This is a genomic window from Streptomyces sp. NPDC001450, from assembly GCF_053597295.1.
Genome location: NZ_JBSFHY010000022.1, coordinates 68,682 through 92,246 on the forward strand (window position 1 = coordinate 68,682; position 23,565 = coordinate 92,246).

The 23,565-nt window shown below is 70.8% G+C and carries 22 protein-coding genes and 2 pseudogenes; 14 read left to right on the forward strand and 10 right to left on the reverse strand.

The window, feature by feature from the left end; all coding sequences use genetic code 11:
* Window positions 1-111: 111 nt before the first annotated feature.
* Window positions 112-1,374, reverse strand: coding sequence for a L,D-transpeptidase (locus ACWC5O_RS24205; RefSeq protein ID WP_450583898.1), 1,263 nt, complete (start codon window positions 1,372-1,374; stop codon window positions 112-114).
* A gap of 208 nt (window positions 1,375-1,582) precedes the next feature.
* Window positions 1,583-1,927, reverse strand: coding sequence for a hypothetical protein (locus tag ACWC5O_RS24210; protein WP_450583900.1), 345 nt, complete (start codon window positions 1,925-1,927; stop codon window positions 1,583-1,585).
* A gap of 110 nt (window positions 1,928-2,037) precedes the next feature.
* Between ACWC5O_RS24210 and ACWC5O_RS24215 the strand changes: the two genes are divergently transcribed.
* Both ACWC5O_RS24215 and ACWC5O_RS24220 read left to right on the forward strand, forming a co-directional pair.
* Window positions 2,038-2,364, forward strand: a complete 327-nt coding sequence (locus tag ACWC5O_RS24215) for an LAETG motif-containing sortase-dependent surface protein (protein ID WP_450583902.1) — start codon at window positions 2,038-2,040, stop codon at window positions 2,362-2,364.
* A 42-nt stretch (window positions 2,365-2,406) separates the two neighbouring features.
* Complete coding sequence (locus tag ACWC5O_RS24220) at window positions 2,407-3,201, forward strand: hypothetical protein (protein WP_450583904.1); 795 nt, start codon at window positions 2,407-2,409, stop codon at window positions 3,199-3,201.
* A gap of 53 nt (window positions 3,202-3,254) precedes the next feature.
* Here the strand turns inward: ACWC5O_RS24220 and hutH are convergent, their stop codons facing one another.
* The 3 genes from hutH to ACWC5O_RS24235 form a co-directional block, all read right to left on the reverse strand.
* Complete coding sequence (gene hutH / locus ACWC5O_RS24225) at window positions 3,255-4,793, reverse strand: histidine ammonia-lyase (RefSeq protein ID WP_450584167.1); 1,539 nt, start codon at window positions 4,791-4,793, stop codon at window positions 3,255-3,257.
* 64 nt (window positions 4,794-4,857) lie between these two features.
* Window positions 4,858-6,045, reverse strand: coding sequence for a diguanylate cyclase domain-containing protein (locus ACWC5O_RS24230; RefSeq protein ID WP_450583906.1), 1,188 nt, complete (start codon window positions 6,043-6,045; stop codon window positions 4,858-4,860).
* Between the two features lie 91 nt (window positions 6,046-6,136).
* Complete coding sequence (locus ACWC5O_RS24235) at window positions 6,137-6,931, reverse strand: enoyl-CoA hydratase/isomerase family protein (RefSeq protein ID WP_450583907.1); 795 nt, start codon at window positions 6,929-6,931, stop codon at window positions 6,137-6,139.
* A 203-nt stretch (window positions 6,932-7,134) separates the two neighbouring features.
* Between ACWC5O_RS24235 and ACWC5O_RS24240 the strand changes: the two genes are divergently transcribed.
* Entirely contained in the window at window positions 7,135-7,755 is a 621-nt protein-coding gene (locus ACWC5O_RS24240; RefSeq protein ID WP_450583909.1) for a hypothetical protein, read from the forward strand.
* Here ACWC5O_RS24240 and ACWC5O_RS24245 read toward each other — a convergent pair.
* Complete coding sequence (locus ACWC5O_RS24245; protein ID WP_450583911.1) at window positions 7,730-8,854, reverse strand: adenylate/guanylate cyclase domain-containing protein; 1,125 nt, start codon at window positions 8,852-8,854, stop codon at window positions 7,730-7,732. The genes ACWC5O_RS24240 and ACWC5O_RS24245 overlap by 26 nt on opposite strands.
* A 630-nt stretch (window positions 8,855-9,484) precedes the next feature.
* Window positions 9,485-10,345 (reverse strand): biotin--[acetyl-CoA-carboxylase] ligase, encoded by an 861-nt coding sequence (locus ACWC5O_RS24250; RefSeq protein ID WP_450583913.1) that lies wholly within the window; start codon window positions 10,343-10,345, stop codon window positions 9,485-9,487.
* Window positions 10,346-10,456: 111 nt separating this feature from the next.
* Here ACWC5O_RS24250 and ACWC5O_RS24255 point away from each other — a divergent pair, with 111 nt between their 5' ends.
* The 4 genes from ACWC5O_RS24255 (at window position 10,457) to ACWC5O_RS24270 (ending at window position 13,231) form a co-directional block, all read left to right on the forward strand.
* Entirely contained in the window at window positions 10,457-12,052 is a 1,596-nt protein-coding gene (locus tag ACWC5O_RS24255; protein ID WP_450583915.1) for an acyl-CoA carboxylase subunit beta, read from the forward strand.
* A 24-nt stretch (window positions 12,053-12,076) separates the two neighbouring features.
* Complete coding sequence (locus tag ACWC5O_RS24260; protein WP_450583916.1) at window positions 12,077-12,286, forward strand: acyl-CoA carboxylase epsilon subunit; 210 nt, start codon at window positions 12,077-12,079, stop codon at window positions 12,284-12,286.
* A 172-nt stretch (window positions 12,287-12,458) separates the two neighbouring features.
* On the forward strand, window positions 12,459-12,587 hold the full coding sequence (mmpB, locus tag ACWC5O_RS24265) for a morphogenic membrane protein MmpB (RefSeq protein ID WP_450583917.1): 129 nt from the start codon (window positions 12,459-12,461) through the stop codon (window positions 12,585-12,587).
* A 26-nt stretch (window positions 12,588-12,613) separates the two neighbouring features.
* Window positions 12,614-13,231 carry a Maf family protein gene (locus tag ACWC5O_RS24270; protein WP_450583919.1) on the forward strand — a complete coding sequence of 206 codons (618 nt, stop codon included), beginning with the start codon at window positions 12,614-12,616 and terminating at the stop codon, window positions 13,229-13,231.
* Here ACWC5O_RS24270 and ACWC5O_RS24275 read toward each other — a convergent pair.
* Window positions 13,203-13,787: a hypothetical protein gene (locus tag ACWC5O_RS24275; protein WP_450583921.1), complete on the reverse strand. Its 585-nt coding sequence runs from the start codon at window positions 13,785-13,787 to the stop codon at window positions 13,203-13,205. The genes ACWC5O_RS24270 and ACWC5O_RS24275 overlap by 29 nt on opposite strands.
* A 376-nt stretch (window positions 13,788-14,163) precedes the next feature.
* Between ACWC5O_RS24275 and ACWC5O_RS24280 the strand changes: the two genes are divergently transcribed.
* Complete coding sequence (locus ACWC5O_RS24280) at window positions 14,164-15,936, forward strand: acetyl/propionyl/methylcrotonyl-CoA carboxylase subunit alpha (protein ID WP_450583922.1); 1,773 nt, start codon at window positions 14,164-14,166, stop codon at window positions 15,934-15,936.
* 104 nt (window positions 15,937-16,040) lie between these two features.
* Here the strand turns inward: ACWC5O_RS24280 and ACWC5O_RS24285 are convergent, their stop codons facing one another.
* Together ACWC5O_RS24285 and ACWC5O_RS24290 are read right to left on the reverse strand one after the other, a co-directional pair.
* Window positions 16,041-16,964, reverse strand: coding sequence for a DeoR/GlpR family DNA-binding transcription regulator (locus ACWC5O_RS24285; protein ID WP_450583924.1), 924 nt, complete (start codon window positions 16,962-16,964; stop codon window positions 16,041-16,043).
* Window positions 16,965-17,131: 167 nt separating this feature from the next.
* On the reverse strand, window positions 17,132-18,580 hold the full coding sequence (locus ACWC5O_RS24290; protein WP_450583926.1) for an NAD(P)H-quinone dehydrogenase: 1,449 nt from the start codon (window positions 18,578-18,580) through the stop codon (window positions 17,132-17,134).
* 96 nt (window positions 18,581-18,676) lie between these two features.
* Here ACWC5O_RS24290 and ACWC5O_RS24295 point away from each other — a divergent pair, with 96 nt between their 5' ends.
* The 6 genes and pseudogenes from ACWC5O_RS24295 (at window position 18,677) to ACWC5O_RS24320 (ending at window position 23,461) form a co-directional block, all read left to right on the forward strand.
* Window positions 18,677-19,114 (forward strand): gamma-glutamylcyclotransferase, encoded by a 438-nt coding sequence (locus ACWC5O_RS24295; protein WP_450583928.1) that lies wholly within the window; start codon window positions 18,677-18,679, stop codon window positions 19,112-19,114.
* A 125-nt stretch (window positions 19,115-19,239) separates the two neighbouring features.
* Window positions 19,240-20,064, forward strand: coding sequence for a purine-nucleoside phosphorylase (locus ACWC5O_RS24300; RefSeq protein ID WP_386579150.1), 825 nt, complete (start codon window positions 19,240-19,242; stop codon window positions 20,062-20,064).
* A gap of 102 nt (window positions 20,065-20,166) precedes the next feature.
* Entirely contained in the window at window positions 20,167-21,798 is a 1,632-nt protein-coding gene (locus ACWC5O_RS24305) for a phospho-sugar mutase (protein WP_450583929.1), read from the forward strand.
* Window positions 21,799-21,918: 120 nt separating this feature from the next.
* Window positions 21,919-22,747, forward strand: a pseudogene (locus ACWC5O_RS24310) (helix-turn-helix domain-containing protein); the annotation flags it as partial.
* Window positions 22,657-22,889 (forward strand): annotated as a pseudogene (locus ACWC5O_RS24315) (DUF397 domain-containing protein). The pseudogenes ACWC5O_RS24310 and ACWC5O_RS24315, both read left to right, overlap by 91 nt.
* 68 nt (window positions 22,890-22,957) lie before the next feature.
* Window positions 22,958-23,461 (forward strand): hypothetical protein, encoded by a 504-nt coding sequence (locus ACWC5O_RS24320; protein WP_450583931.1) that lies wholly within the window; start codon window positions 22,958-22,960, stop codon window positions 23,459-23,461.
* Window positions 23,462-23,565 lie beyond the last annotated feature (104 nt).

Sequence of the window (23,565 nt, forward strand, 5' to 3'; positions counted from 1 at the left end):
GATAAGGCCGAAATAAAAGAACCATGAGAAGGCTGTGGCCGCCCCCGGGAAAGCCCCGGAAACACCGATGCCGCCCCTGGGGGCGGCATCGGAAAGACTGTGCAGGGGCTGTCAGACGGCCGAACCGGCCTTCCACTGCGCCCAGTCCAGGTTCCAGCCGTTGAGGCCGTTGTCCGGGGCGACGGTCTTGTCTCCGGTGTGCTGGACGACCACCACGTCACCGATCAGGGAGTTGTTGTACATCCATGCGGCCGGCGTGTTCGGGTCCTTGGCGCCCTTGGTGTCGGACAGGCCCACGCAGCCGTGGCTGGTGTTGACGCTGCCGAAGATGGACTTCGCGCCCCAGTAGTTGCCGTGCAGGAAGGTGCCGGAGCTGGTCAGGCGGATGGCGTGCGGCACGTCCTTGATGTCGTACTCGCCCTTGCCGTCGTCGTCGGTGAAGCCCACGGTCGCGCCGTTCATGCGCGTCTCCTTGAACTTCTCCTGCATGACCATGATGCCCTGGTACGTCTTGTTCTCGGGCGAACCGGCGGAGATCGGGATGGTCTTGATGGTCTTGCCGTCCTGCGTGACCTTCATCTGCTTGGTCTGCGCGTCGACGTAGGAGACCTGGTTACGGCCGATGTGGAAGGTGACCGTCTTCTGCTGCACGCCGTAGACGCCGCTCGCACCCTGGACGCCGTCGAGGTTGAGCTTCAGCGTGACGGTGGAGTTCTCCTTCCAGTACGTCTCGGGCCGGAAGTCGATGCGGTTGGCGTTGAACCAGTGGCCCACGACCTCCTGGCCGCTGCTGGAGGTGACCGTGATGCCCTTCTGGACGGCGGCCTTGTTGGTGATCGCCTTGTCGAAGTTGATCGACACGGGCATGCCGACGCCGACGGTGGAGCCGTCCTCGGGGGTGAAGTTGCCTATGAAGCTGTTGGCCGGGGAGACCGTGGTGAAGGAGCCGTTCTCGTGCGCGACACGGCCCTCGGAGTCCCTGGCCTCCGCGGCGACCTTGTAGGTGGTGGAGCGCTCCAGCTGGGCGGTCGGCTTCCAGCTGGTCTTGTCGGCGGACAGTGCGCCCGCGACCGCCTTGCCGTCGGCGGTGGTCATGGTCACACCGGTGAGGGTGCCCTTGGTGACCGTGACGGCGGCCGAGTTGTTGATGGAGGCGTTGTTGGAGCCGTCCTTGGGCGTGATGGTGATCTGGGCCTCGGAGGACTTCTTGGCCGCCGCCTCGTCGGCCTTGGCCTGGGAGGTGTCTGCGCTGTCGGCGGACTTGGCGTCGCCGCCGCCGGAACACCCGGTGAGTGCCAGTACACCGCCGAGCAGTGCGGACGCGACCGTCAGGCCCTTGCGCCGCTTACTGTCCGTCATCACACGCTTCTCCATCGCTGCCGAATCCGCGGAATCCCCGAAAGCCCCCGTTGAGAACCTTCAACGCTACGGCCGGTCCGCCCCGTTCCACATAGATCACATGTGTGGGCCACACCACGTCCCTCCCCCGGGACAGGTGGTGCGGAAGTCGTCCGTGCGCCCCCCCTGGGACGACGAGACCCCGGACGGCCGTTGCCGTCCGGGGTCGGGTTCCCCGGGACGCTCAGCCGATGCCGTCCTCTTCCTCGTCGTCGCCCCCATCTTCCTCGTCCAGCTCCCAGTCCGGCGAATCCGGGTCGTACTCGATCCGCTCACTGGACCAGGAGGCCTGCTGGAGCTCCACTCCGGGCACCTCGCTGACCAGGTCGAACGGGTCCACGAGATAGGCGAGGGCCTCCGCGGTGTCTTCCGTCACAGCGCTCTCGGCGTGGGCCCGCTCCTCCGGAGGCAGCTCGGGATCGACGGCGAGCCGGCGCAGCGCGGCCTTGGTCACCTCGCCCCCGTCGTGCACCTCAAGAACCAGCTCCACCCGAAGCCGTACAAAACGTGATGTCTCTTCCATGCTCATGACCGGAGCGTACGACTGAAACCTCCCGTGACTTTCCTGTGACCCGCGATTTTCACTAACATCGCCCCACACGGCCAATTCGCCAGCGTCACAAGGGGGATCGATATTCCGTGCCATCCGCCCGCCGTCCACTGCTGACCGCCACCGCCGCGGGGACCCTGCTGTGCGCCCTGTGGTTCGTCCCGTCCGCCAACGCGTCGCAGGACGGCACGGCCAGAGCGACCACACAGGTGACCGGGACGACGCAGGTCGCCCAGCAGGCGAAGGCGATCTCCGAGGCCGCGACCACGGACGCCGCCGGCGCCGGTGACAGCACCCAGCTCGCCGACACCGGCAGCTTCGACACCACGCCGTACGTCGTCGGTGGCAGCCTGTTCCTCGCCGTGGGCGCCGGATTCGTGGTGTATTCGGTACGCCGGGAACGCCTCGGCTTTTAATTGCGCTTGACTCTTCCTTGACGGAGAACGCATAGTCCGCCCATGAAGAGATCATCGGGCGTGCGGCTGTGCGCCACCGCAGCTGTGAGCGCGCTGTCGCTCGCCCTCATCACCGGCTGCTCCGACGGGGGTTCGAAGGACTCCGGGGACGGCAAGGGCGGCAAGGACGGGAGCTCGGCCGCGAAGGCGCTGAGCGTCGCCGAGCTGAAGCAGCTGATCATCGCCAAGGGCGAGGTGCCCGGCTTCAAGGTCGGTCCCGTCGAGGGCGGCATCCCCGACAAGAGCAAGGTCACGTCGGACGACGCCCAGTGCGACCCGGTGCTCCGGGCCCTGACCGGCATCGCGCCCGGCGAACCGGCGGCGAACACCAGCCGCATGGCCACCGAGGACAAGAAGGACCCCACGGACAAGGCCACGTCCCTGGACGACCTGGCCGACGGCAAGTTCGAGGACGCGCTCAACAAGTCCATGGACCTGGACGTCACCGTGGTCACCCTGGCCTCGTACGACGGTGACGGCGCCGAGTCGGCCCTGAAGTCGGTGACCGACGCGGTGAAGTCCTGCGCGGGCGGCTTCTCCGGCGAGCAGGACGGCGAGAAGGGCAAGTTCACCAAGGTCACCGAGGAGAAGTCCTCGGGCACCGGCGACGCGTCGGTTGCCTTCACGGCGACCAACGACTCGGGCAAGGACGGGGCCATGCCGCTCCACGCCGAGGTCGTGCGGCACGGGAACACCCTCGCCACGTACACCACCATCAACATCGGCGCGATGATGAACAAGAAGGCCTACACGGTGTCGGCCCCGGTCATCAAGGCCCAGGCGGCCAAGCTGAAGTGACGTCGCGAAAGGGGCCCTGTCGTCCGACAGGGCCCCTTTCCTCTTCTCGCGTCCTACTGAAGCGGACCGGTGACCGTCTCCGCGGCGGCGACGAGGTGCCCCCCGCGCACGAAGGCGTCGGCGGCGGCCAGGTCGGGGGCCAGGAACCGGTCCGGGCCGGGACCCTGCACACCGGCCGCGCGCACAGCCTCGATCACGGCCTGCGAGGCGGGCGCCGGGGTCAGGCCCTCGCGCAGCTCGATGCCGCGGGTGGCGGCGTACAGCTCGACGGCGATGATCCGGGTCAGGTTGTCGACGGCGGTGCGCAGCTTGCGCGCGGCCGACCAGCCCATGGACACATGGTCCTCCTGCATCGCGGAGGACGGGATGGAGTCCGCGGAGGCGGGAACGGCCAGCCGCTTCATCTCGCTCACCAGCGCGGCCTGCGTGTACTGGGCGATCATGAGCCCGGAGTCGACACCGGCGTCGTCGGCGAGGAACGGCGGAAGCCCGTGGCTGCGGTTCTTGTCCAGCAGCCGGTCGGTGCGGCGCTCGGCGACGGAGCCGAGGTCGGCGGCCGCGATGGCGAGGAAGTCCAGGACGTAGGCCACGGGAGCGCCGTGGAAGTTGCCGTTGGACTCGACGCGGCCGTCGGGCAGCACGACGGGGTTGTCGACGGCGGAGGCGAGCTCCCGCTCGGCGACGAGACGGGCGTGCGCGAGGGTGTCCCGCCCGGCGCCGGCGACCTGCGGGGCGCAGCGCACCGAGTAGGCGTCCTGGACGCGGGGCGCGTCGTCCTGGTGGTGCCCGGTGAGCCCGGAGCCCTTGAGGACGGCGAGCATGTTGGCCGCGGAGGCGCCCTGCCCCGGGTGCGGCCGGATGGCGTGCAGCTCGGGCGCGAGGACCTTGTCCGTGCCGAGCAGCGCCTCCATGCTGAGGGCGGCGGTGATGTCGGCGGACTTGTACAGGGTGTCCAGGTCGGCGAGGGCCATGACCAGCATGCCGAGCATGCCGTCGGTGCCGTTCAGGAGGGCCAGGCCCTCCTTCTCGCGCAGCTCGACGGGCTGGATCCCGTGCTCGGCGAGCAGCTCACCGGCGGGCCGGACGCTGCCGTCGGGACCCTCCGCATCCCCTTCGCCCATCAGCGTGAGGGCGCAGTGGGACAGCGGGGCCAGGTCGCCGGAGCAGCCGAGGGAGCCGTACTCGTGCACGACCGGGGTGATCCCGGCGTTCAGCACGTCGGCCATGGTCTGCGCGACCTCGGGCCGCACACCCGTGTGTCCCGAGCAGACGGTCTTGAGCCGCAGGAACATCAGGGCCCGTACGACCTCACGCTCGACCCGCGGGCCCATGCCGGCGGCGTGCGAGCGGACGATGTTGCGCTGCAGCTGGGCGCGCAGTTCCTGGCTGATGTGCCGGGTCGCCAGGGCTCCGAAACCGGTGGAGACGCCGTAGACCGGGTCCGGCTTGGCCGCCAGCGCGTCCACGATCTCCCGGGCCGCCGCGAGGGCCGCCACCGCCTCCGCCGACAGCTCGATCCGGGCGCCGCCGCGCGCCACGGCGAGAACGTCGGACGCGGTGACACCGGACGTCCCCACCACCACAGTGTGCATATCCATATTCAGGAGCGTACGCATTGAATGCGTTGATGTCACTAGTGGGGAACAGGAGTGACCCTTACCGATCCGTGTGCTTCACCTCACGGCCACCCCCGGGCGGCCGCCGCCCGCGGAAGCGCCGCCGCTCTCCACGCTCGGCCCGCTCGGGCGTCGGCTCGTCGGCGAGGCGTACGACGGGATCGTCCGGACCCTCCCGGCCCGCGACCACCGGCCGGGCCGAGCGCATGGCCTTGGCCCGGTACTGGGCGGCGTCGGCCAGCCGGAACAGCCGCCGGGCCGAGCGCACGGGCCCGATGGCCTCCTCGGTCGAGGCAACCCCGCACGCCACCCCCTCCCCCAGCTCCAACTCCGCGGCCCTGCGGCACAGTTCATCCGCGGCCTTGACCACCTCACCGGCAGGCGGCCCCACCGCCAACAAACAGAACTCGTCCCCGCCGAGCCGCGCCGCGAGCGCACCCGGCACCATCGCCCCGCACAGCGACAGCACCGACCCGAACCGCTCCAGCAGCCGGTCGCCCACCGCGTGCCCAAGCGTGTCGTTGACCCTCTTGAGCCCATTGAGATCGCAGACGACAAGGCTGACGACGACCCCGTCCGCGCGATGCCGCTCGACGGCCTCCTCCAGACTCACGTCCACGGCACGCCGGTTCGCGAGGCCGGTGAGGGCGTCGGTGAACGCGAGCCGGCGAGCCTCCTCCAGCCGCTCGGTCTGCGCGATGCCCGCGGCGACGACGGCGGCCAGCACCGTGGCGAAGTCGGCGTCCGCCCGCCCGAACACGGGCGCGCCGGCCGCGCGGGCGACATACAGCTCGCCCCAGGCCCTGCCGTGCAGCACGACGGGGGCGACCAGGCAGCAGCCGCGGCCCCTGCGGCGCAGGGCGGCGACACGATGGTGGTGGTAGCCGGGGGTGCCGGCCGCCGTGCCCTCGTCGGTCTCCACCCAGGCGTTCGGCTCGCCCCCGCCCGCCCAGCGCTCGTGCAGGAACTCGGTGATCTCCGGGAACTGGTGCACCGGATAGGCCTCGGCCTCCGGGAACTCCTCCTCGTCCGGGCGGCGCTCCCCCACGTTCACCAGGACCCGCAGCCGCCCCAGCTCCCGCTCCCACACCGACAGGGCGGCGAAGCTCCCGTCCAGGGCCCGGCACGCACCGAGCGCGGCGGCCCGCCACGACTCCCGCGGGGTGTGCGCCGCCGCCATCCCCTGAGCCAGCGCCACCACGGCGGCGAGCCGCTTGTCCTCACCCATTACCCCAGGTTAGGGATGAAATGAGGCAAATGGGGATACGGGCGTGGCGATCAGGTGGCCCAAGAACACATCCCGGGCTCACACCCCGGGCTCACTCCCCGGGCCACTCCGGCTTCCGCTTCTCGTTGAACGCGGCCACGCCCTCCGCCCGGTCCCCCGAGAACGCCACCGACCGCCACGCCGCGTCCTCGACCTCCAGGCCGGCCCGCAGATCCAGCCCGTGCCCGAGCCGCAGCGCCCGCTTCGCCGCCCGCAGCCCCACCGGCGAGTTCCCGGCGATCCGCGCCCCCAGCGCCAGCGCCTCCTCGCGGTCCCGCCCCTCCTCCACCAACTGGTCCACCAGCCCCAGCTCGGCAGCCTCCGCCGCCTCCAGCCGCCGGGCCGAGAAGATCAGCTCGGCCGCCCGAGCCGCCCCGACCCGCCGCGGCAGCAACTGCGTACCGCCACCCCCCGGAATCACTCCCACGGACACCTCCGGCAGCCCCACCACCGCCGTACGGTCCGCCACGATCAGGTCGCAGGACAGGGCCAGTTCGAAACCGCCGCCCAGGGCGAAGCCGTGCACGGCGGCGATCGTCGGCATGGGCAGCTCCAGCACCCCGGTGTACGCCCCGCGCGCCACCGGCCGCTGCCGCACCAGGTCCGCGTCACTGAACGAGTTCCGCTCCTTCAGATCGGCCCCCACACAGAACGCCCGCTCATGGGACGAGGTCAGGACGACCACCCGCGCGTCCCGGTCGGCACCGAGCGCCGTACACGCGGCCGCGACGGAACGGGCCATCTCCGTCGAAACGGCGTTCATGGCCTTGGGCCGGTCCAGCACCAGCTCCGCCACATGCCCGTGCCGCCGCACCAGCACGAACTCCCCGAACCGCTCCTCGCCCATGACACCCTCCGGTTAACGCGGGTTAACTCACTGTCGGCCCGATCATCGCAGCCGTACCCCGCCCCGGGAAAGAGCCGCCCCCGCCCGCTGTTCTACGCCCGTTCGAGTGACATCCCGGCCGTCTCACCCCACACCGCCCACATGAGCGCATAGCGTGCGCTCCGCCACGGCGCGCCCGGGGCACATGGCGGGGAGGAAACCTCATGACACCGATATCCGCACGGCCCGGCAGAAAGCCGACGGAGACGGCGCTCGCCGTCCTGCCCGTCATCCGCCGCGGCCGCCACCGCAAGCCCCGCCCCCGCAAGGTGCTGCTGGCCGCGGGCTGCCTGGCCCTGGCCGCCGGAGTCCTCAGCCTCCTCCGCGTGTCCCCGGACTCCGGGGTCGGCGCCCCGGGCACGGCGGAGGCCGAGCCCCGCCTGGACCCGGGCGGCACCACCGAACACTCACCCGAACCAACGAACGACGCCACCCCCACAGCCCTGCCCTCGGCGACATCGGTCATGGGCGGGTTCAGCCCAGCCCCCACGCCCACGCCCACGACCACGACCACCCCGCAGGCGACAGCCACGACGCTCCCGGGCAGCACGGACATCCCGACCACGATCCCGACGAGCGCCCCGACGACAACGGCCCCCCGCCCCTCGCCCACGACGCCGGCGACGCCCACGCCCACCCGAACCCCCACACCGACGCCCAGCCAGACCACACAGACACCCGCACCCGAGCAGGGCGGGGTGTGCGTACCGGTGATCGGTCTGTGCGTGGACCTGCCGGGCGCCCGGCAGACTCAGTCCCTCAGGACTGACCGTCGCGACGGTTGAGCAGCCACGGCTCGACCACACCGAGCCCGCGAACCGGCCGCTGCCACATCGGCTGGAGCCCGAAGCGGTACTTGGGCGGCTCCTCACCCTCCTTCTCGGCGGCGGCAGCGGCCTCGGCCGCCTCGGCCTCGGAGGCGGGCGCCTCAGCGGTGCGGATCAGCTCCTCGGCGAAGGCACTGTCGACGAGCACGGCATCACGCGGCGCTATCGAGGTCAGCCTGGACGCCAGGTTGACGGTCGTACCGAAGACATCCCCCATCCGGGTGGTCACCGTGCCGAACGCCATCCCCACCCGCAGCTCGGGCATCGTCTCGTCGTTGGCCATCGTCTCGACCAGCCGCAGGGCGATGTCCGCGGCAACACCCGCGTCGTCGGCGGCGTACAGCACCTCGTCACCGAGGGTCTTGATGAGCCGCCCGCCCCGCGCGGCGACCAGGTCGGCGGCCGTGGTCTCGAACGCCTCGACCAGCTCGCCCAGCTCCTCCTCCTCCATCCGCCGGGTCAGCCGCGTGAACCCGACGAGGTCGGCGAAACCGACGGCCAGCCGCCGATCGACCATCTCCTCGTCGTCGCCGGTCTGCACGACCCGGCCGGCCGAGGCGGCGAGCTGGCGGCGCCACACATAGACCAGGAACTCCTCCAGCTCGGGCAGGAGCAGCTCGACGATCGGGTACGTCACCTCGGTGCGGGTCATGCCCGGCTCGGGGGGCTCGGTCAGCCCCTCCAGGAAGGAATCGATCTGCCACTCCGCCAAACGGGCGGTGGTCTGCCCGGTCGACCGCGCGACCTGGACGGCCATGGCCTCACTCAGCAGCCCCGCCTCCACCAGACCGGCGAGCCGCCGCAGGGCCAGCACGTCGGCCTCGGTGAGCGCCTTGGCCTGCCCGATGTCCGCGAACCCCATGGCGCGCCAGAACCGCGACGCCAGCTCCATGGAGACACCGGCGCTGCGAGCCGCCTGAAAAGGGGTGTAGCGCCGCTCGGCCCCCAGGATGAGCTGCTCGAGACGCAGGGCAAGCGGATCCTCGCCGGAGTCGGCGGCGTGGGGGTCCACCCGGCCGTCCGCGTCCGCGCCGGAGCCCGTGTCGTCGACGGTCACGCCTGCTGCCCTTCCGATCTGCCACGGTCAGGTATCGACCGGCCTCAACTCTACGGCAGGTGTGCGCCAGCTCACTCCGTTGGGTTCACCCGACGCCGGCTCATCGGCACCGGTCAACGCACCCGGCGTTGGTGTAAGCCACCGCGGGGCTGCCGTCCCCGGCCCCCGCATCGGCCCTGAACGGGCCTCGTCCTCAAACGCCGGACGGGCTGAAAGATGCGGGCCTGCACCAAGAAGCACCCGCAGCCGCCCACGGCGGGAAGGGGACGTGCCGGGGGGTGTCCGCCCGCAGCGGTTGGCGCGTCGACACCAGCAACTTCCGCAGCCAACCGATTCCGCGCCGTTCCGAGGACGGACACCCCCCGGCGCGGCCCCGACCCACACCCCACCCTGGGCGCTACGCCGCACCCCCACCGAACCCGCACAGACGCCACAGGCACCCCCACCAGGCACCGCACGGACACCCCCCACCCAAGCCCAGACATGGGCGCTACGCCGCACCCCCACCGAACCCGCACAGACGCCACAGGCACCCCCACCAGGCACCGCACGGACACCCCCCACCCAAGCCCGGACAGGCACCGCAAGCGGGCGGCCCCACCCAAGCCCGCAAAGGCGCCGCAGGCACCCTCACGCAGGCCGCAGATGCACGATGTCCCCCGCCCCCACAGGCTCCTGCACACCACGCTCCGTAGCGATCACGAGCCGTCCGTCCCCGTCGACAGCGACCGCCTCCCCCACCAGCGCCCGATCCCCCGGCAGCTCGGCCCGCACCACCCGCCCGAGCGTCGCGCACCCCGCCGCGTAGGTCTCCTGGAGCCCACTGACCCCGGGATCACCCCCCGCCGCCCGCCACCGCCCGTACCACTCCTCCAGCGACCGCAGCACGGCCCGCAGCAGCGGATCCCGGTCCGTGCTCACCGCCCCGGCCAACACCAGCGACCCCGCCTGCGGCACCGGCAGCTCCTCGGCACAAAGCGTGACGTTGATCCCGACGCCGACCACGACCCCCTCGTCCCCGGCCCGCTCCGCCAGGATGCCCCCCGTCTTGCGCTCCTCGTCACCCACGGTCACCAGCACGTCGTTGGGCCATTTGAGTGAGGTGTCCACACCGGCGGCCCGAGACAGACCGGTCGCCACCGCCACCCCGGTGAGCAGCGGCAGCCACCCCCAACGAGCCACCGGCACCTCGACCGGCTTGAGCAGAACGGAGAAGAACAGCCCCGACCGAGCCGGCGCGGTCCACTCCCGCTCCAGCCGCCCCCGCCCGGCGGTCTGCTCCTCGGCGACCAGGACCGCACCCTCCCCCGCCTTGCCCGCCACAGCCCGGGCCACGAGGTCGGAATTGGTGGACCCGGTGCGCTGGACCACGTCCAGCTCCGACCACAGACCCCCCTCCCGCACCAGGGCCCGCCGCAGCGCGGCGGCGTTCAGTGGCGGACGGTCCAGGTCGGACCAACGGCTGTCGTCTGATGCATTGTGCGGCGTCATGCAAGTCACCCTAGGTGTGGGAAACGCCGCACTGCCGACACGAAGGCGCACCACTACGCTACGGATGAGTAACCGTCCCCCCTTTTGAGCAGGCAGGGAGCCGCGATCCCGATGTCCGAGCCGGAAGAGATCGACATTCACACGACCGCGGGCAAGCTCGCGGATCTGCAGCGCCGTATCCATGAGGCGACGCACGCCGGCTCGGAGCGCGCCGTCGAAAAGCAGCATGCCAAGGGCAAGCTGACGGCGCGTGAGCGCATCGAGCTGCTGCTCGACGAGGACTCCTTCGTCGAGTTGGACGAGTTCGCCCGCCACCGCTCCACCAACTTCGGGCTGGAGAAGAACCGCCCGTACGGCGACGGCGTCGTCACGGGCTACGGCACGGTCGACGGCCGCCCCGTAGCGGTGTTCTCGCAGGACTTCACGGTCTTCGGCGGCGCGCTCGGCGAGGTCTACGGCCAGAAGATCGTCAAGGTCATGGACTTCGCGCTGAAGACGGGCTGCCCGGTCGTCGGCATCAACGACTCCGGTGGCGCCCGCATCCAGGAGGGAGTCGCCTCCCTCGGCGCGTACGGCGAGATCTTCCGCCGCAACACCCACGCGTCCGGCGTGATCCCGCAGATCAGCCTGGTCGTCGGCCCGTGCGCGGGCGGCGCGGTGTACTCCCCCGCGATCACCGACTTCACGGTCATGGTCGACCAGACCTCGCACATGTTCATCACCGGCCCGGACGTCATCAAGACGGTCACCGGCGAGGACGTCGGCTTCGAGGAGCTGGGCGGCGCCCGCACCCACAACGCCGTCTCCGGCGTGGCGCACCACATGGCCGGGGACGAGAAGGACGCCATCGAGTACGTCAAGCAGCTGCTGTCGTACCTGCCGTCCAACAACCTCAGCGAGCCCCCGGTCTTCCCGGAGGAGGCGGATCTCACCGTCACCGCGGAGGACCTGGAGCTGGACACCCTGGTCCCGGACAGCGCGAACCAGCCGTACGACATCCGCACGGTGGTCGAACACGTCCTGGACGACGCCGAGTTCTTCGAGTCGCAGGCGCTGTTCGCGCCGAACATCGTCACCGGCTTCGGCCGGGTCGAGGGCCACCCGGTGGGCATCGTCGCGAACCAGCCCATGCAGTTCGCGGGCTGCCTCGACATCGACGCCAGCGAGAAGGCGGCGCGCTTCGTGCGCACCTGCGACGCCTTCAACCTCCCGGTGCTCACCTTCGTGGACGTGCCGGGCTTCCTCCCGGGCGTCGACCAGGAGCACACGGGCATCATCCGCCGCGGCGCGAAGCTGATCTACGCCTACGCGGAGGCGACCGTCCCGCTCATCACCGTCATCACCCGCAAGGCCTTCGGCGGCGCCTACGACGTCATGGGCTCCAAGCACCTGGGCGCCGACCTCAACCTCGCCTGGCCGACCGCCCAGATCGCCGTGATGGGCGCCCAGGGCGCGGTCAACATCCTGCACCGCCGCACGATCGCGGAGGCGGAGGCGAACGGCGAGGACCTCGAGGCGGTGCGCGCGCGCCTGATCCAGGAGTACGAGGACACCCTCCTCAACCCCTACGTCGCGGCCGAGCGCGGCTACGTCGACGCGGTGATCATGCCGTCGGACACCCGCGGCCACATCGTCCGCGGCCTGCGTCAGCTGCGCACCAAGCGGGAATCCCTGCCTCCGAAGAAGCACGGCAACATCCCCCTCTAGGCTCCGCGGACCCTTGGAGCGGTCATGAACATCAAGGTCGTACGAGGCAACCCCACCCCGGAGGAGCTGGCCGCCGCTTTGGCGGTGGTCCGCGCCCGCGCCGCGGCGGCAGCAGCAACGCCGCCCGGCGCACCCGGCCCGAGGGACTCCTGGTCGGACCCGGCCCGCATCGCAGGCCACCAGGTCCCGCGCCCTGGCCCGGCGTCGTGGACCCGCACCTACTGGCCAAGCTGAGCGACAACTCCCCGGGGGCGGGGCTGCATCGACATGCGGCTCCGCCGCGTGGGCGCGACCAGCCACAACGGATCCGCAGCAGCCCACGGCCCGACCAGCTCGACAACACCGGGTGCCAATTTGAGTACGCCTACTCAGGCACCCTCCCCGGCCCAAGCCCCACGCTGGTGGCATGCTGTGGTCAGACCCCGAAGACGAGCCGCCGAAGGAACTCCGCGACACGCAGGAGATGCTCCGGCGGCTCGGCTTCGTCATGGCCCTGGCCATGCTCCTCGGCATGATCGTGCTCGGCCTGAGGTAGCACAGCGACCCCGCTAACCTGACCGCATGACTGCAAAGCCGCGCAGACGCCTCGTGCTCGCCTCCCAGTCCCCCGCCCGCCTGGGCCTGCTCCGCCAGGCCGGCCTCACCCCCGAGGTGATCGTGAGCGGCGTCGACGAGGACGCCGTCACCGCACCGACCCCGGCCGAGCTGGCGCTCGCTCTCGCCGAGGCCAAGGCCTCCGTCGTGGCGGCGAGGCCGGAGGTGCAGGGCGCCCTGGTGATCGGCTGCGACTCGGTGCTGGAGCTGGACGGGCAGGCGCTCGGCAAGCCGGCCGACGCCGAGGAGGCCACCGCCCGCTGGAAGGCGATGCGCGGGCGGGCCGGGACCCTCCAGACGGGCCACTGCATCTGGGACACGACGGCCAAGCGGTACGTCGCCGGGATCGCCTCCACCGTCGTCCACTTCGGGGAGCCCTCGGACGAGGAGATCGCCGCGTACGTGGCCTCGGGCGAACCCCTCTACGTCGCCGGAGCGTTCACCCTGGACGGCCTCTCGGCGCCGTTCATCGAGGGCATCAACGGCGACCACGGCAACGTGATCGGCATCAGCCTGCCCCTCGTACGGCGGCTGCTTGCCGAACTGGGCATCAGCATCACAGAGTTGTGGGCGCCGGCTGAGTGACCTGGGCGGGGACGGAGTCCTGTGGCTCGTCGTCCCCGTCCTGGGGCTCACCCGTCCGGCTGTGCGACTCGCCCACGGCACCCGGGACCCCGACCGGCTCACCCTCGGCCTTCGGGTCGCCGCCCGCCTCCGGGGCACCGCCGGAGGCCCCCCCATCCGGACCGTCCTCGCGGTCGTACGACACCAGGAGCAGGACGAGGAGGCCGAGCATCACCACCATGAACACGAACGACGGCCAGCCCACCAGGCTCAGGGTGAAGGCGCCCAGCAGGCCGTGCACCACCGCCGCGCTGATCAGCACGACACGCCCGAAGCCCGCGGGGGCGCGGTTGCGTATCGCCACGAGCAGGGCCACCAGGGCGCACAGTGCGAAGTAGAGGCCGAAGGCCACCCCGCCGATCTTCGAGGACTTCGACATGACGTCGGGGTCGAGGCCCGCCAGGGACATCTGCTGCCGGTCCACCACCACCCCGAGGAACCAGTTCAGCGCCCCGATCCCGAACGCCTCGGCCAAGAGGACGACCGCCACGACCCATGCCACCGGTCTGCGCACCACCCGGTCCCCACCCACCTTCGACCTCAGCTCGAGCAGAGCTGCTGTTACCTGAAGTACGTTCGAGTCATCGCGAACGCTACTAACGGGTAAACCCAGGGACAAGGGTTCGGTCACCAGCAAAGAATCATTGGGCCATTCGTAGGGACTCGACAAAGAATCAGAGTGGGCCGCAGCACGCTCTCACAGAGACCTTGACCACATGACGGGGCTAGGGTTTCCCGGAGGAGTCCTGCGTACCGAGGTGCGACAAGGGATTTCGCGGGTCGAGCGAGCCTCGTATCACGCTCCGTGTGGGCAAGCTCACCATTGGGGACGGGTCGAAGTGCCGTGTCGGCAGTCCCTAAACTCGGCTTGTTTCAAGGAGGGAGCCTCAATCGTGCGCAAGGTGCTCATCGCCAACCGTGGCGAAATCGCTGTCCGCGTTGCCCGGGCCTGCCGGGATGCCGGGATCGCGAGCGTGGCCGTCTACGCCGACCCGGACCGGGACGCTCTGCATGTCCGCGCCGCGGATGAGGCGTTCGCCCTGGGTGGTGAGACCCCCGCCACCAGTTATCTGGACATCGAGAAGGTGCTGAACGCCGCGCGCGAATCCGGTGCGGACGCGGTCCACCCGGGCTACGGCTTCCTCTCGGAGAACGCCGACTTCGCGCAGGCGGTCCTGGACGCCGGTCTGATCTGGATCGGCCCGCCCCCGCAGGCCATCCGCGATCTGGGTGACAAGGTCGCGGCCCGGCACATCGCCCAGCGCGCCGGCGCACCCCTGGTGGCCGGTACGCCCGACCCGGTGAGCGGTGCCGAGGAGGTCGTGGCCTTCGCCGAGCAGCACGGCCTGCCGATCGCCATCAAGGCCGCCTTCGGTGGCGGCGGCCGCGGCCTGAAGGTCGCCCGCACCCTCGAAGAGGTCCCCGAGCTGTACGAGTCGGCGGTCCGCGAGGCGGTCGCCGCCTTCGGCCGTGGCGAGTGCTTCGTCGAGCGCTACCTCGACCGCCCCCGCCACGTCGAGACCCAGTGCCTGGCCGACAAGCACGGCAACGTGGTCGTGGTCTCCACCCGTGACTGCTCCCTGCAGCGTCGCCACCAGAAGCTGGTCGAGGAGGCCCCGGCGCCGTTCCTCTCCGAGAAGCAGGTCGCCGAGCTGTACCGCGCCTCGAAGGCGATCCTGAAGGAGGCCGCCTACGAGGGCGCCGGCACCTGTGAGTTCCTGGTCGGCCAGGACGGCACGATCTCCTTCCTCGAGGTGAACACCCGCCTCCAGGTGGAGCACCCGGTGACCGAGGAAGTCGCCGGCATCGACCTGGTCCGCGAGATGTTCCGTATCGCCGACGGCGAGGAGCTGGGCTACGACGACCCCGCCCTGCGCGGACACTCGTTCGAGTTCCGGATCAACGGCGAGGACCCGGGCCGCAACTTCCTGCCGGCTCCCGGCACGGTCACCAGGTTCACCCCGCCGTCCGGCCCCGGCGTCCGCCTGGACGCGGGCGTGGAGTCCGGCTCGGTCATCGGCCCGGCCTGGGACTCCCTGCTCGCCAAGCTGATCGTCACCGGCCGCACCCGCAAGGAGGCCCTGGAGCGGGCCGCCCGCGCCCTGGAGGAGTTCCAGGTCGAGGGCATGGCGACGGCGATCCCGTTCCACCGCGCGGTCGTGCAGGACCCGGCGTTCGCCCCGGAGCTGACCGGCTCCGCAGAGCCCTTCACGGTCCACACCCGCTGGATCGAGACGGAGTTCGTCAACGAGATCAAGCCGTTCGCGACCCCCGCCGAGGCCGAGGCCGAGGAGGAGACGGGCCGCGAGACGGTCGTCGTCGAGGTCGGCGGCAAGCGCCTGGAGGTCTCCCTCCCGGCCTCCCTGGGCATGTCCCTGGCCCGCACCGGCCTCGCCGCCGGCGCCAAGCCGAAGCGCCGCGCGGCCAAGAAGTCCGGCCCGGTGGCCTCCGGCGACACCCTCGCCTCCCCGATGCAGGGCACGATCGTGAAGGTCGCGGTCGAGGAGGGCCAGGAGGTCAAGGAAGGCGACCTGGTGGTCGTCCTCGAGGCCATGAAGATGGAACAGCCCCTCAACGCCCACAAGGCGGGCACCATCAAGGGCCTCAACTTCGAGGTCGGCGCCTCGGTGACGTCCGGCGCCGCGATCTGCGAGATCAAGGACTGACAGCGAGAACCCGAGTGACGCCCGGTGGAGCGACTTCGCTCTGCCGGGCGTTCCTCTTTCGACGAGCCGCCCGACGGCTCGAAGCCCTACGGCGGACAGGCACCTCAGCGCCTGCGAAGATCAGCGACGCGCCCCCGCTCAACCCCTGCCGACTGCTCCCCCAGCATCCCCCGCAGCCCGCCCTGTCCCCGCCGCGGCCCCGGCAGCGGACGCCGCGCCGGGACCTGCTCACCCCCCGGAGGGCTGCTCGCCCCCGCGACAGCGATCTGCACCCCCTGATCCGCGAGAGCCTGCAACTCCGTGGCGGCGCGGTCGTCGTGCGCGGGCGGCTCGTCGGTGACCAGCCTGGTGATGACATCCGTCGGCACCGTCTGGAACATCGTGTCCGTACCCAGCTTGGTGTGGTCGGCGAGGACCACGACCTCCGCCGCGGCCTGCACCAGCGCACGGTCGACGGACGCCGAGAGCATGTTGGACGTGGACAGCCCCCGCTCCGCGGTCAGGCCGCTCCCCGAGAGGAACGCCTTCGACACCCGCAGCCCCTGCAGGGACTGCTCCGCTCCGGAGCCGACGAGGGCGTAGTTGGAGCCGCGCAGGGTACCGCCGGTCATCACGACTTCCACCCGGTTGGCATGGGCCAACGCCTGTGCCACCAGAAGGGAGTTGGTGACGACGGTCAGCCCGGGCACGCGCGCGAGCCGGCGGGCCAGCTCCTGCGTGGTCGTACCCGCGCCGACGACGATGGCCTCGCCCTCTTCGACGAGTCCCGCGGCGAGATCGGCGATGGCCGTCTTCTCGGCGGTCGCGAGATGGGACTTCTGCGGAAAGCCGGACTCCCGCGTGAACCCGCCCGGCAGTACCGCACCGCCGTGCCGGCGGTCGAGGAGTCCTTCTGCCTCCAGTGCGCGCACGTCCCGCCGTACGGTCACTTCGGAGGTCTGGACGACGCGGGCGAGTTCACGGAGCGACACGGCCCCGTTCGCTCGCACCATTTCGAGGATCAATTGGCGACGTTCTGCAGCGAACACGAAACTGACAGTAACCCCAACGACCGTCTGCTTTCAGCAGTTTGCGCCGAATAACAGAAGTTGTTCGTACGGCAGGACGGGAAGTGGTATAAGGCCTAGTCTTCCCGCCTATGCCGCACGCATGCTCGACAACTCCCTGTGACCAGCGGGAAGTCGCGCCCGTCCGTTCAGGCCTCGGCGCCCGCCTTGCGCGTGTGCAGCTGCCGTGCGACCTCCGCGATCGACCCCGAAAGGGAGGGGTACACCGTGAAGGCGTTCGCGATCTGCTCGACCGTCAGATTGTTGTCGACGGCGATCGAGATGGGGTGGATCAGTTCCGAGGCGCGCGGCGCCACCACGACACCGCCCACGACGATCCCGGTGCCCGGCCGGCAGAAGATCTTCACGAAGCCGTCCCGGATGCCCTGCATCTTGGCGCGCGGGTTGCGCAGCAGCGGCAGCTTCACGACCCGGGCGTCGATCTTGCCCGCGTCCACGTCCGCCTGGGAGTAGCCGACGGTGGCGATCTCGGGGTCGGTGAAGACGTTGGAGGAGACCGTCTTGAGGTTCAGCGGGGCCACCGCGTCGCCGAGGAAGTGGTACATGGCGATACGTCCCTGCATGGCGGCCACGGACGCGAGGGCGAAGACACCGGTCACGTCACCGGCCGCGTAGACGCCGGGAGCGGTCGTGCGCGAGACCTTGTCGGTCCAGATGTGCCCGGAGTCGCGCAGCTTCACGCCCGCCTCCTCCAGCCCGAGACCGGCGCTGTTCGGGATGGCGCCGACGGCCATGAGGCAGTGCGAGCCGGTGATGACGCGGCCGTCGGCCAGCGTCACCTCGACCCGGTCGCCGACGCGCTTGGCGGACTGCGCGCGGGAGCGGGCCATGACGTTCATGCCGCGGCGCCGGAAGACGTCCTCCAGGACGGCGGCGGCGTCCGGGTCCTCACCCGGCAGCACGCGGTCGCGCGAGGACACCAGGGTCACCTTGGCCCCGAGCGCCTGGTAGGCACCGGCGAACTCGGCACCGGTCACGCCGGAGCCGACCACGATCAGCTCGTCCGGCAGTTCGGTGAGGTCGTAGACCTGGGTCCAGTTGAGGATGCGCTCGCCGTCGGGCTGGGCGTCGGGCAGCTCGCGCGGGTGACCACCGGTGGCGATGAGGACGGCGTCGGCGGTGAGGGTCTCCTCGGTGCCGTCGGCGGCGGTGACGACGACCTTGCGGGAGCCGTCGAGGGCCTGCATGCCGTCGAGCCGGCCGCGGCCGCGCAGGACCCGGGCGCCTGCGCGCGTGACGGACGCGGTGATGTCGTGCGACTGGGCGAGCGCGAGCCGCTTCACACGGCGGTTGACCTTCCCCAGGTCCACGCCCACCACCCGGGCCGCCTGCTCCAGCGGCGGGGTGTCGTCGGCGACGATGATCCCCAGCTCCTCGTACGAGGAGTCGAAGGTGGTCATCACCTCGGCCGTAGCGATAAGGGTCTTCGACGGCACGCAGTCGGTCAGCACCGACGCTCCGCCCAGACCGTCGCAGTCGACGACGGTCACCTCCGCACCGAGCTGAGCGGCGACCAGCGCCGCTTCGTATCCGCCGGGTCCGCCACCGATGATCACGATCCGAGTCACGTACCCCATTGTCCCGCACGCTTCAAGGTGCTACTGCCCGGGGGCGTCGAGCGGCTGTCTCCGGTACGGAAGAGACGGGAGTTTCTCCTGCCGTACCCTCTCCCCATGTCGCTCTATGCCGCGTACGCCGGAAACCTCGAAGCGCGGCTGATGTCCCGCCGCGCCCCGCACTCCCCGCTGCGCGCCATCGGCTGGCTGAACGGCTGGCGGCTGACCTTCGGCGGCGAACAGCTGGGCTGGGAGGGCGCGCTGGCGACGATCGTCGAGGAGCCCGGTGCCCAGGTGTTCGTAGGCCTGTACGACATCGCGCCCATGGACGAGGAGTCCCTCGACCGCTGGGAGGGCGTCGGCCTCGGCATCTACCGGCGGGTCCGGGTCCGTGTGCACACCCTGGACGGCGAGGAGTCGGCGTGGACGTACGTCCTCAACGCCTACGAGGGCGGCCTGCCCTCGGCGCGGTACCTCGGGGAGATCGCGGACGCGGCCGAATCCGCCGGGGCACCGCACGACTATGTGATGGAACTCCGCAAGCGCCCCTGCTGAGGCCGGCCGGCGGCGGCCTTGCTGCGGCTTCGCCCGCGCTTCGTCGGAAACGACAAGACAACGAAAGCATTCCCGTGAGGTCTGTCATCTACGCGCGTAGGCGAAGACCGGCTACCCTCGTCGGCGTGAACGCATCTCTTCTTCCGGACGACATCCAGGGCGACCCCTACGCCGCCGCCGACGCCGCCGCCGCGCGCCTGCGCGAACTCACCGGCGCCGAGACCCACGACGTCGCCCTCGTGATGGGCTCCGGCTGGGCTCCGGCCGTCGACGCCCTGGGCGCACCCGACGCCGAGTTCCAGGTCACCGAGCTGCCCGGCTTCCCGCCGCCGGCCGTCGAGGGGCACGGCGGCAAGATCCGCTCGTACTCCTTCGGTGACAAGCGCGCCCTGGTCTTCCTGGGCCGCACGCACTACTACGAGGGCCGCGGCGTGGCCGCCGTCGCGCACGGCGTCCGCACGGCCGTCGCCGCCGGCTGCAAGACCGTGGTCCTCACCAACGGCTGCGGCGGCCTGCGCGAGGGCATGCGTCCCGGTCAGCCGGTCCTGATCAGCGACCACATCAACCTGACGGCCACGTCCCCGATCGTCGGCGCCAACTTCGTCGACCTGACGGACCTGTACTCCCCCCGCCTGCGCGCCCTGTGCAAGGAGATCGACTCCTCCCTGGAGGAGGGCGTCTACGCGCAGTTCCCCGGCCCGCACTACGAGACCCCGGCCGAGATCCGCATGGCCCGCGTGATCGGCGCGGACCTGGTCGGCATGTCCACGGTCCTCGAGGCGATCGCCGCCCGTGAGGCGGGCGCCGAGGTGCTGGGCATCTCCCTGGTCACCAACCTCGCGGCGGGCATGACCGGCGAGCCCCTCAACCACGAGGAGGTCCTCCAGGCGGGCCGTGACTCGGCGGCACGCATGGGGCAGCTGCTGACGCAGGTGCTGGGCAGGCTGTAAGCGAGCTTCACGGCCCGCCGGGTCGGGTGGGCCGGTGGGCGAACGGGGGTCTGGGGCGGAGCCCCCAGGCGGCAGGAAGACACAGGAGAGGTTGATCCCAAGGTGCACGACGATCTCATCGCCAAGGCCAGCGCATGGCTCGCCGAGGACCCGGACCCGGAGACCCGCGACGAACTGGCCAAGCTGATCGAGGCCGGGGACGTCACCGAACTCGCCACCCGCTTCAGCGGCACCCTCCAGTTCGGCACGGCCGGCCTGCGCGGCGAACTCGGTGCCGGTCCGATGCGCATGAACCGCTCGGTGGTCATCCGCGCCGCCGCCGGCCTCGCCGCCTACCTGAAGCACAAGGGCCAGACCGGCGGACTCGTCGTCATCGGCTACGACGCCCGCCACAAGTCCGCCGACTTCGCCCGGGACACCGCCGCCGTCATGACCGGCGCCGGCCTGCGCGCGGCCGTCCTCCCCCGCCCCCTTCCCACTCCCGTCCTGGCCTTCGCGATCAGGCACCTCGGCGCGGTCGCGGGCGTGGAGGTCACCGCCAGCCACAACCCGCCCCGGGACAACGGCTACAAGGTCTACCTCGGCGACGGCTCCCAGATCGTCCCGCCGGCGGACGCGGAGATCGCCGCCGAGATCGACGCGATCGTCTCGCTGAACGACGTCCCCCGCCCGGACGCCGGCTGGGAGACCCTGGACGACGCGGTCCTGGACGCCTATCTGGCCCGTACGGACGCGGTCCTCGCCCCCGACTCCCCCCGCACCGCCCGCACGGTCTACACGGCGATGCACGGCGTCGGCAAGGACGTCCTGCTGGCCGCGTTCGCCCGCGCCGGCTTCCCCGAGCCGGTGCTGGTCGCCGAGCAGGCCGACCCGGACCCGGACTTCCCGACGGTCGCCTTCCCCAACCCGGAGGAGCCGGGCGCGATGGACCTGGCGTTCGCGCAGGCCCGCGCGACCGACCCGGACCTCGTCATCGCCAACGACCCCGACGCCGACCGTTGCGCGGTGGCCGTCAAGGCCGGGTCCGACTGGCGCATGCTGCGCGGCGACGAGGTGGGCGCGCTGCTCGCCGCCCATCTGGTGAGCCGCGGAGCCGCCGGCACCTTCGCGGAGTCGATCGTCTCCTCCTCCCTGCTCGGCCGGATCGCCGAGAAGGCGGGCCTGCCGTACGAGGAGACCCTCACCGGCTTCAAGTGGATCGCCCGCGTGGACGGCCTGCGCTACGGCTACGAGGAGGCCCTCGGCTACTGCGTGGACCCGGAGGGCGTACGGGACAAGGACGGCATCACCGCCGCGCTCCTGATCACCGAGCTGGCCTCGGTGCTGAAGGAGGAGGGCCGCACCCTCCTCGACCTGCTGGACGACCTGGCCGTGGAGCACGGCCTGCACGCCACCGACCAGCTGTCGGTCCGCGTCCAGGACCTCTCCGTCATCTCGGACGCGATGCGCCGCCTGCGCGAGCAGCCCCCGACCGAGCTGGCGGGCCTGGCCATCACCCGCGCCGAGGACCTCACCCGGGGCACGGACAAGCTCCCGCCCACCGACGGCCTGCGCTACACCCTCGACGGCGCCCGCGTCATCGTCCGCCCCAGCGGCACCGAGCCCAAGCTCAAGTGCTACCTGGAGGTCGTCGTGCCGGTCGCGGCCCACGCCGGCCTCCCGGCCGCCCACACCCGCGCGACGGAGCTCCTCACCGCGATCAAGCGGGACCTGTCGGCGGCGGCCGGCATCTGAGCCGTACGACACCGATGGGGTGCCCCGGTCATCCGGGGCACCCCATTTCGCCGTTCCCGGGATCGGTGACTCTGCGGATGCATGCGATGACGGAACGGAGTGTGACCGGAGGGGTACGGGATGACGGTCGACGCGGAAGCGGAAGCTGAAGGGCTCAAGACCGAGGCGGACGAGCCGGGTTGGGAGGTCGATCCGGACGACGAGTGGGGAGTCGCGGTCATCGCCACCGTCGGGCGGCAGCTGAGACTGCGCCGGAAGGCGATGGAGCTGACGGCCGTCGAGTTCGGGAAGGCGATCGGGTACGGAGAGGGCCTGGTCCTCAAGGTCGGGAGTGGGGGGGCGGATTCCTCGTCCCGAGTACCTGGACAAGGCCGACGAGGTACTGAAGGCGGGCGGGTTGATCGCCGCGATGGAGGAGGACGTGAAGAAGGTCCGCTATCCCAAGCAGGTCCGGGAACTGGCCAAGGTGGAGGCGCAGGCGGCCGAACTCGGGGTGTACGAGTGCAACAACATCCACGGCCTGTTGCAGACCGAGGAACACATGCGGGCGCTGTTCGAGGTCTGGTTGCCCGCGCACTCGGAGGAGGAGCTGGAGCGCATGATGGCAGCACGGATGGCCCGACGCTCCGTCTTCGACCGGTCACCGGCGCCGATGCTCAGTTTCGTCCAGGAAGAGGCGACGTCACGGCATACGGTCGGCGGCAGAACGGTGTGGCAACGACAGCTCGAACGCCTGCTGGAGCTGGGGCAGTTGCGCAACGTCTCCATCCAGGTGATGCCGACCGACAACGAGGAGCACTTCGGCACGGGAGGGGTCATCGAGCTGTTGAAGTTCCCTGACGGCACTGCGGTAGGACGCTGGAACGGTGCCTTCAACGGCCGCCCCGTGTCCGATCCAAAGCAGGTCAGGATCCTCGAACTGAACTATGGTTCAAGAGCAGCTACAGCAGCAGCGGTAACGGCGAATCCTGCGTAGAAATAGCCACCACCCCCGGCACCATCCACGTCCGCGACTCCAAGCACACCGGGGCCCCCGCCTCACCCTCTCCCCCTCCGCATGGGGCGATTTCCTCCCGTACGCCGCAAAGTGACCGTGGGGCCGCTCGCTTCTCGGCCAGTGTCGTGCTTCCACGAGGCGAGCGAGCGGCCCTGAAGGACGGTGGCCCAGCCGGGGTTTGCGGGCAACGGTCGGCTGCGTCACCTTGATCAGAAGAGCGAAAGGCTTCTGAACTGGGACGATGAGGTTTGTCTAAAGTCTCTGCAGTCCGAGCAGGAAGGCACTTTCTGTGTGCACGCTAAGCGGTCGCGCCCCAGACTCGTCGTCTCGTCCGACGGGCGCGGGGTGGTCAGCCACGGCCTGACCGGCGCCTTCACTGTCGACCTGGCGACGATGCTCGCCGACGGCGGCGAAACCGTCACTGACCTGGCCTTGCTGCGTGACCAGGCCGCGGTTTTCGGAGCGGTGATCTCCACGCCGCGTGGCGCTTGCCGACCGACATCGATCCCGCCGCTCTGGCGGCACTGCAGGCTGCCCGTGCCGCCGCACACATCACCCGCCGCGGACGCCCGTCTGTACCTGCGGACCGCCGCGCCCTGGCCCTGGCGCCAAGAACTCGCCAACGCCTTCGCCCGCCTGGCGGCCCTGCACAGGCCAGCCATCTGACTGCCGAACCGTTCCTGCGCGCCCACGAGGAACCCGGAGAACCCGGCCCGAGCGCCGGGCCTTGGTCATGGCCACCCGCCAACCAGCGACCGGAATCACCGGCC

Excerpts from the sequence above, each read along its gene's own strand:
- ACWC5O_RS24205 (WP_450583898.1), bottom strand. The coding sequence starts at position 1,374 with ATGGAGAAGCGTGTGATGACGGACAGTAAGCGGCGCAAGGGCCTGACG.
- ACWC5O_RS24210 (WP_450583900.1), bottom strand. The coding sequence starts at position 1,927 with ATGAGCATGGAAGAGACATCACGTTTTGTACGGCTTCGGGTGGAGCTG.
- ACWC5O_RS24220 (WP_450583904.1), top strand. The coding sequence starts at position 2,407 with ATGAAGAGATCATCGGGCGTGCGGCTGTGCGCCACCGCAGCTGTGAGC.
- hutH (WP_450584167.1), bottom strand. The coding sequence starts at position 4,793 with ATGCACACTGTGGTGGTGGGGACGTCCGGTGTCACCGCGTCCGACGTT.
- ACWC5O_RS24230 (WP_450583906.1), bottom strand. The coding sequence starts at position 6,045 with ATGGGTGAGGACAAGCGGCTCGCCGCCGTGGTGGCGCTGGCTCAGGGG.
- ACWC5O_RS24235 (WP_450583907.1), bottom strand. The coding sequence starts at position 6,931 with ATGGGCGAGGAGCGGTTCGGGGAGTTCGTGCTGGTGCGGCGGCACGGG.
- ACWC5O_RS24240 (WP_450583909.1), top strand. The coding sequence starts at position 7,135 with ATGACACCGATATCCGCACGGCCCGGCAGAAAGCCGACGGAGACGGCG.
- ACWC5O_RS24250 (WP_450583913.1), bottom strand. The coding sequence starts at position 10,345 with ATGACGCCGCACAATGCATCAGACGACAGCCGTTGGTCCGACCTGGAC.
- ACWC5O_RS24255 (WP_450583915.1), top strand. The coding sequence starts at position 10,457 with ATGTCCGAGCCGGAAGAGATCGACATTCACACGACCGCGGGCAAGCTC.
- ACWC5O_RS24260 (WP_450583916.1), top strand. The coding sequence starts at position 12,077 with ATGAACATCAAGGTCGTACGAGGCAACCCCACCCCGGAGGAGCTGGCC.
- mmpB (WP_450583917.1), top strand. The coding sequence starts at position 12,459 with ATGCTGTGGTCAGACCCCGAAGACGAGCCGCCGAAGGAACTCCGCGAC.
- ACWC5O_RS24270 (WP_450583919.1), top strand. The coding sequence starts at position 12,614 with ATGACTGCAAAGCCGCGCAGACGCCTCGTGCTCGCCTCCCAGTCCCCC.
- ACWC5O_RS24290 (WP_450583926.1), bottom strand. The coding sequence starts at position 18,580 with ATGGGGTACGTGACTCGGATCGTGATCATCGGTGGCGGACCCGGCGGA.
- ACWC5O_RS24295 (WP_450583928.1), top strand. The coding sequence starts at position 18,677 with ATGTCGCTCTATGCCGCGTACGCCGGAAACCTCGAAGCGCGGCTGATG.